At 67.5% G+C, this 13,060-nt stretch carries 12 protein-coding genes and 1 pseudogene; 9 read left to right on the top strand and 4 right to left on the bottom strand.

Annotation, left to right across the window (positions count from 1 at the left end; translation table 11 throughout):
* Positions 1–6 precede the first annotated feature (6 nt).
* Together CFB39_RS16075 and CFB39_RS16070 are read left to right on the top strand one after the other, a co-directional pair.
* Positions 7–933 (top strand): D-amino acid aminotransferase, encoded by a 927-nt coding sequence (locus CFB39_RS16075; RefSeq protein ID WP_089473620.1) that lies wholly within the window; start codon positions 7–9, stop codon positions 931–933.
* Entirely contained in the window at positions 933–1,241 is a 309-nt protein-coding gene (locus tag CFB39_RS16070) for a YbeD family protein (protein WP_011353335.1), read from the top strand. Before CFB39_RS16075 ends, CFB39_RS16070 begins: the two co-directional genes overlap by 1 nt.
* Here the strand turns inward: CFB39_RS16070 and CFB39_RS16065 are convergent.
* The gene (locus tag CFB39_RS16065) at positions 1,225–2,211 is read right to left on the bottom strand and encodes a transcriptional regulator GcvA (protein WP_089441104.1); all 987 of its coding nucleotides are present in this window, start codon (positions 2,209–2,211) and stop codon (positions 1,225–1,227) included. The genes CFB39_RS16070 and CFB39_RS16065 overlap by 17 nt on opposite strands.
* A gap of 102 nt (positions 2,212–2,313) precedes the next feature.
* Between CFB39_RS16065 and CFB39_RS16060 the strand changes: the two genes are divergently transcribed.
* From CFB39_RS16060 to CFB39_RS16030, 7 genes are all read left to right on the top strand, one after another.
* On the top strand, positions 2,314–2,640 hold the full coding sequence (locus CFB39_RS16060; RefSeq protein ID WP_089473797.1) for a DUF2917 domain-containing protein: 327 nt from the start codon (positions 2,314–2,316) through the stop codon (positions 2,638–2,640).
* An 84-nt stretch (positions 2,641–2,724) separates the two neighbouring features.
* Positions 2,725–3,483 carry a lipoyl(octanoyl) transferase LipB gene (gene lipB, locus CFB39_RS16055; protein ID WP_039346281.1) on the top strand — a complete coding sequence of 253 codons (759 nt, stop codon included), beginning with the start codon at positions 2,725–2,727 and terminating at the stop codon, positions 3,481–3,483.
* The gene (lipA, locus tag CFB39_RS16050; RefSeq protein ID WP_039346279.1) at positions 3,476–4,468 is read left to right on the top strand and encodes a lipoyl synthase; all 993 of its coding nucleotides are present in this window, start codon (positions 3,476–3,478) and stop codon (positions 4,466–4,468) included. The genes lipB and lipA overlap by 8 nt, the downstream gene beginning before the upstream one ends.
* 251 nt (positions 4,469–4,719) lie before the next feature.
* Positions 4,720–5,736: a taurine ABC transporter substrate-binding protein gene (gene tauA, locus CFB39_RS16045; RefSeq protein WP_089431728.1), complete on the top strand. Its 1,017-nt coding sequence runs from the start codon at positions 4,720–4,722 to the stop codon at positions 5,734–5,736.
* A gap of 26 nt (positions 5,737–5,762) precedes the next feature.
* Positions 5,763–6,560, top strand: coding sequence for a taurine ABC transporter ATP-binding protein (locus CFB39_RS16040; RefSeq protein WP_089426414.1), 798 nt, complete (start codon positions 5,763–5,765; stop codon positions 6,558–6,560).
* A complete protein-coding gene (locus tag CFB39_RS16035) occupies positions 6,560–7,522 on the top strand; it encodes an ABC transporter permease subunit (RefSeq protein ID WP_089473619.1) in 963 nt (320 codons plus the stop codon). Before CFB39_RS16040 ends, CFB39_RS16035 begins: the two co-directional genes overlap by 1 nt.
* A gap of 106 nt (positions 7,523–7,628) precedes the next feature.
* Entirely contained in the window at positions 7,629–8,360 is a 732-nt protein-coding gene (locus CFB39_RS16030; RefSeq protein WP_089473618.1) for a UPF0149 family protein, read from the top strand.
* A 64-nt stretch (positions 8,361–8,424) separates the two neighbouring features.
* Here CFB39_RS16030 and CFB39_RS16025 read toward each other — a convergent pair.
* The 3 genes and pseudogenes from CFB39_RS16025 to ggt all read right to left on the bottom strand — a co-directional run.
* Positions 8,425–8,747, bottom strand: a pseudogene (locus tag CFB39_RS16025) (gamma-glutamyltransferase); the annotation flags it as partial.
* Between the two features lie 200 nt (positions 8,748–8,947).
* Positions 8,948–10,861: a YadA family autotransporter adhesin gene (locus CFB39_RS16020; RefSeq protein ID WP_256991406.1), complete on the bottom strand. Its 1,914-nt coding sequence runs from the start codon at positions 10,859–10,861 to the stop codon at positions 8,948–8,950.
* A 266-nt stretch (positions 10,862–11,127) separates the two neighbouring features.
* A complete protein-coding gene (gene ggt / locus CFB39_RS16015) occupies positions 11,128–13,005 on the bottom strand; it encodes a gamma-glutamyltransferase (RefSeq protein ID WP_089473615.1) in 1,878 nt (625 codons plus the stop codon).
* Between the last annotated feature and the right edge of the window lie 55 nt (positions 13,006–13,060).

Here is a 13,060-nt window from a genome sequence, read left to right as displayed (position 1 = left end):
AAAGCTATGAACCAAGCCGAATTCGAACCGATCGTCTACCTCAGCGTTTCGTCGCAGGAGGAAATGGTGCCGCTGTCGGAAGCCCGTGTACCGGTGCTCGACCGCGGGTTCATCTTCGGCGACGGCGTGTATGAAGTTGTCCCCGTTTATGCGCACGACGGCGCGCACGTGCCGTTCCGGATCGAGCAGCATCTGGCACGGCTCGAGCGCAGCCTGAAGAAGATCGGCATCGTGAGCCCGCACGACGACGCGGGCTGGCGGGGGTTGATCGAGCGCGTGGTCGCGGCGAATGCCGAAGGGCTCGGCGATGGCAACGCGCTCGTCTACCTGCAGGTGACGCGCGGCGTCGCGAAGCGCGGCCACGCGTTCCCGGCGAACGCGGTGCCGACGGTGTTCGTGATGACGAGCCCGCTGCGCCTGCCGTCCGCCGAAGAACGCGCGCGGGGCGTGCGTTGCGTGACGGCCGAGGATCGTCGCTGGCTGCATTGCGACATCAAGTCGATCTCGCTGCTCGGCAACGTGCTGATGGCGCAGCATGCGGCCGAACGCGATGCGTTCGAGACGCTGCAGCTGCGCGACGGCAACCTGACGGAAGGCTCGTCGTCGAACGTGTGGATCGTGAAGAACGGCGAGCTGCTCGCGCCGCCGCGCAGCAACAAGATCCTCGAGGGGATCCGCTACGCGCTGATCGAGGAACTGGCGGACGAATGCAAGATCCCGTTCGTCGCACGCGAGATCAGCGAAGTGGAGTTGCGCGCGGCCGACGAAATCATGATCACGTCGGCCACGAAGGAAGTGCTGCCTGTCACGTCGCTCGACGATCTGCCCGTGCAGGGCGGCAAGCCGGGCCCCGTATTCGCGGCGTTGTACGACGCGTACCAGCGCGCGAAAGCGCGCGAGTTTGAACAGTTTGACCTAACCCGGAGCAAATGATGAGCGAACCGACCAAAACCATCGAGGTGACCGGCGCGATCGATACCCGGAAGGAGTCGCTGCTGGAGTTCCCGTGCGATTTCCCGATCAAGATCATGGGCAAGGCGCACCCCGAGTTCAAGGACACGATCTTCAAGGTCGTCGCCGTTCACGACAACGAGATCGATGTCGAGAAGATCGAGGAGCGTGCGTCGAGCGGCGGTAATTACACGGGCCTCACGATCACCGTGCGGGCGACGAGCCAGGAACAGCTCGACAACATCTACCGTGCACTGACCGGCCATCCGATGGTCAAGGTCGTACTCTAAGCGCCTTCCATCCTCCTTCCTGCGCGCACTCGGCGGGGGTCTTCCCCGCCGCGCGCCGCGCGTCCAGTTCGTCGCACAGCCGCTTGTATTCGGCGACTTCCTGAAGCAGCCAGGTCCTGAACGCCTGCACGCGCGGCGTGTTCACGAGCGGCGGCGGACACACGAAAAAATAGTGCCACGGGCTCGGCCCGTCGATGTCGAACAGGCGCACGATGCGCCCGTCGAGCAGGTCATGCACCGCGAGCGAGCGGCGCACCAGCGCGATGCCCTGGCCGTCGATCGCGGCCAGCAGCAGGTTCGACGAATCCTGGTACAGAATCCCCCGTTTCGGCTCGGTCAGCGTCTTGAGCCCGGCCGCGTCGAACCACGGCCGCCACAGCTCGTCGTCCGAGCGCAGCAGGTTGTAGTGCACGAGATCCGCAGGCGTTTGCGGCAGCTTGCCGCCGTTCAGCGTCGGCGCACACGCCGGAAAGAACACCTCGTCGAACAGCGGCTCGACATGCAGCCCCGGATAGTTGCCTTGACCGAAGCGGATCGCGATGTCGACGTCGTCGCGTGCGAAATCGGTGAGCGAGTTGGTCGACTGCAGCTCGACGTCGATTTCCGGATGCCGCTCGATGAACGTGCCGATGCGCGGCGTGATGAAGCGCGCGGCGAACGACGAAAGCATCGACACCACAAGCCGCCGGTCGCGGTCGCTCGCGCGCACGTCGCGGGTCGCGTCGGCGATCACCATCAGCGCGGTGCGGATCTGCTGCGCGTAGCGCATGCCGGCGTCGGTCAGGCACAGCCGCTTGCCGTTGCGCGTGAACAGCTGCACGCCGAGTTCCTCCTCGAGTGCGCGGACCTGGTGGCTCACCGCGCCGTGCGTGACGAACAGCTCGTCGGCGGCGCGCGAGAAATTCTCGTGACGGGCGGCGGCTTCGAACGCGCGAATCGCGTTCAGCGCAGGTAGCTGGCGGAGGTCCATTTGCTAATTTTCCTCACATCGACGTGAAAATTGGTCGTTTTGTCTGACGCCTTGGAGTGACTACGATTGTAGCCATCGAAGCACTTTTTGGCGGAGTCGATCATGCAAGAAATTTCTTCAAGCATCACGTTCGAAATCCCCGCGGGCGAAACCGTGCCGATGAAGGTACAACGCAGCACGCGGTTGATCGTCCAGTGCGGGCCGGTGTGGGCGACGCGCAGCAACGACGTCAACGACTACTTCCTGGTCGACGGCGAAACGCTGAAGCTGCGCCGCGGCGAGCGGCTGTGGCTCAGCGCGGAAGGCCGGGAGGGCACGCGCGTGGCGTTCTCGGTATCGCGGCCGCCCCGGGAAGTCGCGCTCGGTGGGCTGGCACGGCTGCGCGAACGCCTGTCCGCGCTGCTCCATGACGGATGGCGCACCGTCTGACCATCATTTCCTCCGACGGATACCGGCGATCCGTCCCCCTCCCCAGGCCGGCGAGACCCACGGGTTTTCGGTAAACTACCGCCCATGTCCGTTTCGCCGGTTTCCATCGTGTCCACGCCTGTTGCCGTTTCCGCATCGCCCGCCGGGTCCCCGGATCAGCCGGCCCCGCCGGTCACCGTGCGGTGGCGGGGCGTCGAGACCTACGAGGCGAGCTTCGACGCGATGCGCGCGTTCACCGACACGCGCACCGCCGACACCGGCGACGAGATCTGGCTGGTCGAGCACCCGCCCGTCTACACGCTCGGCCAGGCCGGCGACCCGGCCCACCTGCTGGTGGCCGACAGCGGCGTGCCGCTCGTGAAGGTCGACCGCGGCGGGCAAATCACTTACCACGGCCCCGGCCAGATCGTCGCGTACCTGCTGCTGGACCTGCGCCGGCGCAAGCTGATGGTGCGCACGCTGGTGACGAAGATCGAGGAGGCCGTGATCGAAACCCTCGCGGCGTATAATCTCGCTTCGGTCCGCAAGGCGGGCGCGCCCGGGATCTACGTGGCGTCCGGCGTGCACGAAGGCGCGAAAATCGCGGCCCTCGGCCTGAAGATCCGCAACGGCTGCAGCTATCACGGGCTGAGCCTGAACGTGAAGATGGATCTGCGCCCGTTTCTTGCGATCAACCCGTGCGGCTATGCCGGACTGGAAACTGTCGACATGGCGAGCCTCGAGGTTGCCGCCGACTGGAACGACGTCGCCCACACGCTGGTGCGCCGTCTGATCGCCAACCTCGACGGCGCATCCGCGGCCGCCGACAAGCCGCAGGCACTGGAACAACATTCGAATGACTGACGTTACCGCTTCCCCCGCACCGGCCGATTCGGCCGCGACCCCTGCCTACGATCCGACCGCCAAGCAGAAGGCGCAGGCGAAGACGGCGCGCATCCCGATCAAGGTCATTCCGATCGAGAAGCTGAAGAAGCCCGAGTGGATCCGCGTGAAGGCGGCCACCGGCAGCTCGCGCTTCAACGAGATCAAGACGATCCTGCGCGAGCACAACCTGCATACGGTGTGCGAGGAAGCGAGCTGCCCGAACATCGGCGAATGCTTCGGCAAGGGCACCGCGACGTTCATGATCATGGGCGACAAGTGCACGCGCCGCTGCCCGTTCTGCGACGTCGGCCACGGCCGCCCCGATCCGCTGGATCCGGACGAGCCGAAGAACCTCGCGCGCACGATCGGCGCGCTGAAGCTCAAGTACGTGGTGATCACGAGCGTCGACCGCGACGACCTGCGCGACGGCGGCGCCGGCCACTTCGTCGAGTGCATCCGCGAAGTGCGCGAGCAGTCGCCGGAAACGCGCATCGAAATCCTGACGCCGGACTTCCGCGGCCGTCTCGACCGTGCGATCTCGATCCTGAACGCCGCGCCGCCGGACGTGATGAACCACAACCTCGAAACGGTGCCGCGCCTGTACAAGGAAGCGCGCCCGGGTTCGGACTACGCGCACTCGCTGAAGCTCCTGAAGGACTTCAAGGCGCTGCATCCGGACGTCGCGACGAAGTCGGGCCTGATGGTCGGCCTCGGCGAAACCGAAGAGGAAATCCTGCAGGTGATGCGCGACCTGCGCGCGCACGACGTCGACATGCTGACGATCGGCCAGTACCTGCAGCCGTCCGAGCACCACCTGCCGGTGCGGGCGTACGTGCATCCGGACACGTTCAAGATGTACGAGGAAGAGGCGTACAAGATGGGCTTCACGCACGCGGCCGTCGGTGCGATGGTGCGCTCGAGCTATCACGCCGATCTGCAGGCGCATGGGGCCGGGGTGGTCTGAGCGTCTTTGCTTCGTCGTCTTCCGGCGAACCCGACAAAGCCCGCAGCGATGCGGGCTTTTTCGTTGGCGCGGACGCCCGGCTTGCGTTCGCATGGCAATCGCCACCCGACCGGACACGCAATCCGGTCGAGCATGGAAAGCAAAGCTGAAACGGCATCGATAGCTTCGCAGGATAAGTTCGCTCCCGCCGCGCGCAAAGCTCCTATAGTCGGCTCTCCCGCAGCAATGCCCGCATTCCGAAGGAGAGCCGCATGTCCCGTTTCAGCTTCATCCGCCGCGCCGTCGTCGCGCTGACCGCCTTTGCCGCGCTCGGCGCGGCGCACGCCGAAACGCGCGAAGTCGTGATCGCGTACCAGGACATGGTGGTGCCGTGGCGCTATGCGCAGGCGAGCGGTGAAGTCGAAAAGGCGACCGGCTACAAGGTCACGTTCCGCAAGCTCGACAGCGGCGCCGACGTGATCCGCGCGCTCGCGTCGGGCTCCGTGCAGCTCGGCGAAGCCGGCTCGAGCCCGATCGCGGCCGGGCTGTCGCAGGGGCTCGACATCTCGCTGTTCTGGGTGCTCGACAACATCAACGACGCCGAGGCGCTCGTCGCGCGCAACGGGTCGGGCGTCACGAACGTCGCATCGCTGAAGGGCAAGAAGATCGGCGTGCCGTTCGTGTCGACGTCGCATTTCCACACGCTCGTCGCGCTGCAGGCCGCGGGCGTCAATCCGAACGACGTGAAGATCGTCAACCTGCGTCCGCCCGAAGTCGCGGCGGCGTGGGCACGCGGCGACATCGACGCGACCTACATCTGGGATCCGGTGCTCGCGAAGGTCAAGCAGTCGGGCACCGTGCTGACGACGTCCGGCCAGGTCGCGAAAGAAAGTGGCAAGGCGACCTTCGACGGCTTCGTCGTGAGCCGCAAGTTCGCGCGCGAGAACCCCGAGTTCGTCACGCGCTTCGTGAAGGTGCTCGCGGCGGCCGATGCCGACTACCGCGCGCATGCGGCGGCGTGGAAGGTCGGTTCGCCGCAGGTCGCGGCGGTCGCGAAGGTGTCGGGCGCGAACGCGCAGGACGTGCCGGCCAGCCTCGCGCTCTATGCGTTCCCGACCGCGGCCGAGCAGGCGTCGCCGACGTGGCTCGGCGGCGGTGCGCAATCGGGCGCGGCGAAGTCGCTCGCGGCGACCGCCACGTTCCTCAAATCGCAAGGCACGATCCAGACGGTGCTCGCCGACTATTCGGCCGGCGTCGATCCGCAGTTCGTGCAGAAGGCCGCGCGCTAAGCGGCGATCATCGCGGAGTCCTGAGCATGAGCACGCTGGAAGTCCGTCAGGTATCGGTTGCCTATCCGGGCGAGCGCGGCAGGCCGACGACGCAGGCGCTCGCGCGCGTCGACCTGCGCATCGATGCCGGTGAATTCGTCGTCGCGCTCGGCGCGTCCGGGTGCGGGAAGACGACACTGCTGAACTGCATGGCCGGCTTCGTCGCGCCGACCACCGGTGAGGTGTGCGTCGACGGCGTGCCGGTCACGGGCCCCGGCGCCGATCGCGGTGTCGTGTTCCAGAAGTACGCGCTGCTGCCGTGGCTCGACGTGCTCGACAACGTCGCGCTCGGGCTGCGCTTCGCGCGCGTGTCGAAGGCCGAACGCGCGGCGCGGGCGCGGGAGATGCTCGCGCTCGTCGGGCTCGATGGTCATGCGCATGCGCGCGTGTACGAGCTGTCGGGCGGGATGCAGCAGCGTGTCGGCATCGCGCGCGCACTCGCAAGCGACCCGCGCGTGCTGCTGATGGACGAGCCGATGGGCGCGCTCGACGCGATGACGCGCGGCACGATGCAGGCGCTCGTGCTCGACGTATGGGCGCGCACCGGCAAGACGGTGTTCTTCATTACGCACGATGTCGAGGAGGCGTTGTTCCTCGCGACGCGTCTCGTCGTGATGACGCCCGGCCCTGGCCGGATCGCGGAAACCTTCGAACTGCCGTTCGCGCGCCGCTACGTCGAATCGCGCGATGCGCGCGCGGTGAAGTCTTCACCGGATTTCATCGCGTGGCGCGAGCGGCTGATCGCGTACCTGCATCGCGACGAAGCGGCCGAGGCGGCCGCGTGATGCACGAACTCGCGCGACAGGGCGCGTCGGTCGGACGCGGTCGGATCAGCACTTTGCACAGGCAGGACAGCATGAGTACGCAGGATTCGTGGGCGGCCGACGGAACGGCCGCGGGTTTCGAGCAGGGCGATCGCACGCAGACTCGAGCGACGGAGCGTCGTGCGCCGTCGTCGCGCCGCTACCGGTTGCCGGGGGAGGGGAAGACGGCGGCCTTGAGCACGGCGACGGTCGCGGCGCTGGCCGTGCTGTGGTGGGTCGCCACGCATCGCCAGTGGCTGCCGCCTCTGTTCCTGCCCGCGCCGGAAGCCGTGTGGACGGCGTTCGTCGATGCCTGGCATGGTCGCATTCAGGGTGGGCTGCCGTTGTCCGAGCACCTGCTGTGGAGTGCGGCGCGCGTGTTTGGCGCGTTCCTGCTCGCGACCGCGATCGGCGTGCCGGCCGGCATCCTGATGGGCGTGAGCCGCGTCGCGCGCGGCGTGCTCGATCCGCTGCTGGAGTTCTACCGGCCGCTGCCGCCGCTCGCGTACTTGCCGCTCGTCGTTATCTGGTTCGGCATCGACGAAACGGCGAAGCTCGTCGTGATCTTCCTCGCGTGCTTCGCGCCGATCGCGATGGCCGCGCGCGCCGGCGTGCGTGCGGCGACGGTCGAGCAGATCAACGCCGCGTATTCGCTCGGCGGCAGCTTCGCGCAGATCGTGCGGCATGTGGTGCTGCCGGCCGCGTTGCCGGAGATTCTCACCGGGTTGCGGATCGCGATCGGCTTCGGCTGGACGACGCTCGTCGCGGCCGAGATGGTCGCCGCGACGGCCGGGCTCGGGCAGATGGTGCTCAACGCGTCGAGCTTCCTGCGCACCGACATCGTCGTGATGGGGATCCTGATCATCGGCGCGATCGCGTGGCTGTTCGATCTCGCGATGCGGTGGGTCGAACGGCGGATCGTGCCGTGGAAGGGGCGGGGGTAAGGTCAAATCATGCTGGCGCGCCCCCGAATTACGCGAGAGCGGGCGATGCGGTAAAGGGCGGAACCCGTGAGTTGTACGTTGAAGACAGACAACGTACAGTGCCTGCATGATGAAATCTCTCACTCAGACGGAAGTCGTCGAACTCGACCGGTTCCTGCTCTCGGATGTCACTTCGGACGAGACCTTGACGCTCGAAGGACTCGACGGGTACCTGACTGCGATTGCCACAGGCCCGGTGACGCTGCTGCCGAGCGAATGGCTGCCCGGTGTCTGGGGACCGACGCCGGACGATGCGCCGGCGTTCGATTCGATCGAGCAGGCTCAACGCGTTTTCGATTTGCTGATGCGGCATTACAACGGTGTCATCTGGAGCCTGGAGCGCAATCCGGACGCGTTTGCGCCCGTTTTCAGCACGGTCACCTACGCCGACGAGTCGCGTGAATATCGCGATGCCGAGGCGTGGGCAGCGGGCTTCATGCAGGGCGTTGCCCTTTCTGAGAAATACTGGCAGCCGCTCTTCGACGACCCGCACGGCCGGGACTGGATGCGACCGCTTCGTTTGCTCGGCGCCGATGAGCGCGCGTCCGACGAAGCGTCGTCCGACGAGGCGACGCTCATGCTCGACCCGAGCGGGCGGGAAATTCTGGCTGACCGGATTCCCGCGAGCATCGCCGCCATTTATCGTTACTGGCTGCCGTATCGCCAGGCCGTTCACGAGCGTCGTGTTGCCACGACAGTCCAGCGTTCCGAGCCGAAAATCGGCCGCAACGACCCGTGTCCGTGCGGGAGCGGCAAGAAGTTCAAGAAGTGTTGCGGTGGGGCGGCCGAGCTGCACTGAGCGTTTGCCGCACATCGACCGCGTGTGAAACAGGAGGGCGACGCTGCCGATCGCGAGCACGCCCTCATTCCTCCATCGCCACGCCTTCCCGCCGCGGATCCGCCCCGCCGAACCACACCGTCTGCCGCTGCACGTTCAGCCGCTGGATCGCCTGCAGCCCCGAGTTCATCTCGACGACCTGCACGTCGTGCCCGCGGCCCTTCAGCCCGTCGGCGAGTGCTTCCGACACGCGGCCGCGTTCGAGCTGCGTCGGCCCGTTCATCGACCTGAAGTTCGGCAGCGCGATCGCCTGCAGCATCGTCATCCCCAGTCGAGCACGCCGACCAGCGTCTTCGCGACGTGATTGATGATCGCGGGGCCGGCGGCCGAGCCGACGATCATCGTCACGATCGCGTGGCTGTTCGATCTCGCGATGCGGTGGGTCGAACGGCGGATCGTGCCGTGGAAGGGGCGGGGATAGGCAGCGAGTCGCACCGGGGCGTGACGGAGGTCGATTGCCCCGCGCTGCAAACGAAAGAGGGGCCGGGCTTCGCGTCGAGCGAAGCCCGGCCCCTGTCGCATGATGCCGGTGACTACGAGAGGACGACTTACCAGCGATACCCGGCGCCGGCGCCGACCGCGACCGTGCCGCGCGTATTGGTGGAACCGGATGCCTTGACCACCCAGCGCCCGTTGCGCGTGGCGGTGGACAGGCCGAACGCGACGGCCGACTGCCCGCTGTACGTGCCGCCGGCGATCGAGACCATGCTTTCGCCGGCCAGCGACGCCTGCGGCAGGTTCGCGATGGCGACGGCGGACGCGATGCCGCCGCTGGCGTCGCGACGATAGTGGTCGATGTCGTTACGCACGCTGCCGATCTGGTCGTGCAACTGCTGCACGTTCACGGCATCGGTCGGCGCGGTGCCGGCCTTGACGTTGGTGATCTGCCGCTCCTGGCCTGGTGCGCCGACGGAGACCGTGTCGTCGCGATCGGCGACGGAGTTGTTGCCGAGCGCGACCGAGTTGTTGCCCGATGCCGTCGAGTTGTTGCCGAGCGTGAGACTGTCGTCCCCGGATGCCTTCGAGTTCTGCCCGAGTGCAAGCGAGTTCGATCCCGTTGCGCCGGAGCCGTCGCCGAGCTGCGCGAAGTCGTTGCCGTGGTTGCCGCCGGGCGGTGGGCTCGTGGGTTTGTCGTTCTCGAAGTTCGTCAGGCGCGTATCGAGCAAGTCGATTTTCTGCTGCATCGTGAAGAGTTGCCCGCCGTTGACGGCTTCCAGGCTGCCCGCTGCGATCAGGCCGGGCGCGACGTTGGCAAGCAGCGTGCCGCCGACACCGCCGAGCGTCGCGCGGGCGAGTGTCAGATCGTCGTACACGAGCGCACCGAGCTGTTTGCCGTTCGGGTCGATCAGGCCGGTCGCCTTCAACTGCGCGATGGTCACGGCATCGGTGTCGTCGACACCGTTCGACAGTCCGGTCAGTACGCGCGTACCGTCCGTACCGGCGAGGCTCACCGACGCGCCGCCCTTGTTCGCGCCGATCGAGATCGCGAGGCTCGCGGGATCCTGGCGCACGAGGCCGGTGGCGCCGTTGTCGAGGCGCGTGCCGAGATCGTCGACGTCGATGCGGATGGATTTCACGTCGCCTTCGACGTTCGTTACGCGGCCGTCGAGCGTCGTGATCGATTGCGTGTTGGTCCTGGCGCGTTCGTCGAGATTCGTCAGCGCACTGCCGACGTCGTTGAACGACTGGCCGTCGATCTTGTAGTTCGGGCCGCGCACGCTCCCGTCCGCGTTGATCGCGGCATCGCCGCCGAGCGCCTCGACGACCGGCTTGAGCTGCGACAGGTTGACCGCGTCGGTGTCCTTCGTGCCGGCGCGGAGATTGACGAGCTGGCGCTCGTTGCCGGCCTGGCCGATCGAGACGGTCTTGGCGCGGTCGGCGACGCTGCCCTGGCCCAGCGCCACCGAATCGTGTGCGGTCACTTTCGTGTCCGCGCCGAGCGCGAGCGCGCGGTTCGCATTGACGCTCGACGATACGCCGAACGCGCTCGACCGGTCGCCGTGAACGCTGGCCCTTTCACCGATCGCAATCGTGGCTTGGCCATTGGCGCTGGCCTCCGCGCCGATCGCGATGGCCGAGTAATCGCCGCCGGTCTCGCCGTTTGCCTTCGCACCGGGCCCGATGGCAATCGAGCCGGCTCCCGAGGCAGTCGGCGTGCCGCCCGTACCACCATTGACGATGAGATTCTCCAGCACCAGATCGGCGGCCTGACCGTAGCCCGGTGCAAGCATGGCAATGGCGATGGCGAGTTTCGAGAGGCGGGTGGCGCAAGCGGCGCGGCGCAAGCGACCGGAAGAGCGGAGGGGGATGCTGGCCATTGTATGAGTCGCAGTCCTTATTAATTTGGGATATTGAGTCGCATGGTTGGCGCAGGCTGACGAGGCGCCGTCACGATACGGACATGTCTTCTTCCAGGCGGCTCGTTGGCTGCGCGATGGTGCCGTTGTGGGGGACCGCAACATGCCGTCGATGCCGACGACCGGCCTGGATCGGACTATGCCGATACGAGCAGCGGACTATACGGATTGACGCAAGGGCCGTCGATGAGACGAATACGAAATTGATGCGGATGGTGCGGGACACATGCGTGTGTCGAGCACGATGCGCAGGCTGGACCGAGCGGGCGGACAATGAGGGGGCCGCGCGCATCGGGCACGCCAACGCGTCGTCACGGCCGGGCGGCCGGACGACATCGCGTAGCGCGCCGCGCCGCCACGCTTGGGGACCCTCATTCCCCCAGCGCCACCCCTTCCCGCCGCGGATCCGCGCCGCCGAACCACACCGTCTGCCCCTGCACGTTCAGCCGCTGGATTCCCTGCAGCCCGGAGTTCATCTCGACGACCTGCACGTCGTGCCCGCGGCCCTTCAGCCCGTCGGCGAGTGCTTCCGACACGCGGCCGCGTTCAAGCTGCGTCGGCCCGTTCATCGACCCGACGTTCGGCAGCGCGATCGCCTGCTGCATCGTCATCCCCCAGTCGAGCACGCCCACCAGCGTCTTCGCGACGTGGTTGATGATCGCGGGGCCGCCGGCCGAGCCGACGATCATCGTCACCTGCTTCGTCTTCTTGTCGAACACCAGCTCCGGCGACATCGCCGAGCGCGGCCGCTTGCCGGCCTGCACGCGGTTCGCGACCGGCCGGCCGTTGTCGTTCGACACGAACGAGAAATCGGTGAGCTGGTTGTTCAGCATGAAGCCGCGCACCATCAGCCGCGAACCGAACGCGTCCTCGATGCTGGTCGTCATCGACAGCGCCTGGCCGTAGCGGTCGACGATCGCGATGTCGGACGTCGACGGCAGCTCGGGGCTGCGGTCGTCGGCCATCGCGAGCGTCGCGCCCTGCGGCGTGCCGGCTTGGGCCACGCCCATGCTGCTGTCGCCGATCAGGTGCGCGCGCTGCGCGAGATAGGTCTTGTCGGTGAGGCTCGCCCAGCTGCCACCGGGCAGCGGCACGAAATCGGGATCGGCGACGTAGCGCGCGCGGTCCGCATACGCGAGGCGCCCGGCTTCGCTGAACAGGTGCGCGGCGAACGGCGTCGGCTCGTAGCCGACGTCGTTGCGCACCGGCTTCTGCGCGCCGATCTGCTGCCAGTCGGGCATCGCTTCGAGGATGCCGAGCATCTGCGCGATCGCGAGGCCGCCCGACGACGGCGGCGGCATCCCGCACACGACCGAGCGCCGGTAGTCGGCGCACAGCGGCGCGCGCACCTTCGCCTTGTAGCGCGCGAGATCCTGCAGCGACAGCAGGCCCGGGTTGGTCGGGTGCTTGCGCACCTTCGTGACGATGTCGCGCGCGATCGCGCCGCTGTAGAACGCGTTCGCGCCGCGGTCGGCGACCTGGCGCAGCACGGTCGCGAGCGCGGGGTTCTTCAGCACCGTGCCGGCTGCCTTCGGCGTGCCGTCCGGGTTGTAGAAGTACGCGCGCGCAGCGGGGTCGTTCTTCAGGTACCTGTCGTTGGCGATCAGCATCGCGAGCCGCGGGCTGATCGTGAAGCCGTGCTCGGCGAGCCGGATCGCGGGCTGGAACAGCCGGCGCCACGGCAGCTTGCCGTGCGCGCGATGCGCGGCGTCGAGCATGCGCAGCACGCCCGGCGTGCCGACCGAGCGTCCGCCGACGACACCTTCGTAGAAGCTCATCGGCTGGCCGGTCGGCCCGTAGAACAGGCGGTCGGTCGCGGCGGCCGGCGCGGTTTCGCGGCCGTCGTAGGCCTGCGTTGCCTTGCCGTCGAAGTACAGCAGGAACGCGCCGCCGCCGATCCCCGACGATTGCGGCTCGACGAGCGCGAGCACCATCTGCGTGGCGATCGCCGCGTCGATCGCGGTGCCGCCCGCCTTCAGCATCTCGTAGCCGGCCTGCGTCGCGAGCGGGTTCGCGGCCACGATCATGAAGTGCTGCGAGGTCCAGCCCGGCTTGTCGGTCCAGCCGGACGACAGCTCGGGCGCGTGGAAGCCGGGCAGCGGCACGGCGGCGCCCGAGGCGGCGGCGACGGGCACCACCGCGCCCGACGGTGGCGTGGACGGGGACGTGCAGCCGGTGTTGAACGCGACGAGCGCGACGGCGGCAAGCAGCGTCCAGGAGCGCGAATGCGGACGAATCCGGTCGAACATTGAACCCTCGGCAGCAGTGAATTCGAAGGAGGCGACGGTGCCGGCGCAACGCGGC

This window comes from Burkholderia sp. AU6039, assembly GCF_002223365.1.
Taxonomy (GTDB): domain Bacteria; phylum Pseudomonadota; class Gammaproteobacteria; order Burkholderiales; family Burkholderiaceae; genus Burkholderia.
Note: the sequence above shows the minus strand (reverse complement) of the source record. Positions and strands in the feature narration are given on the sequence as shown.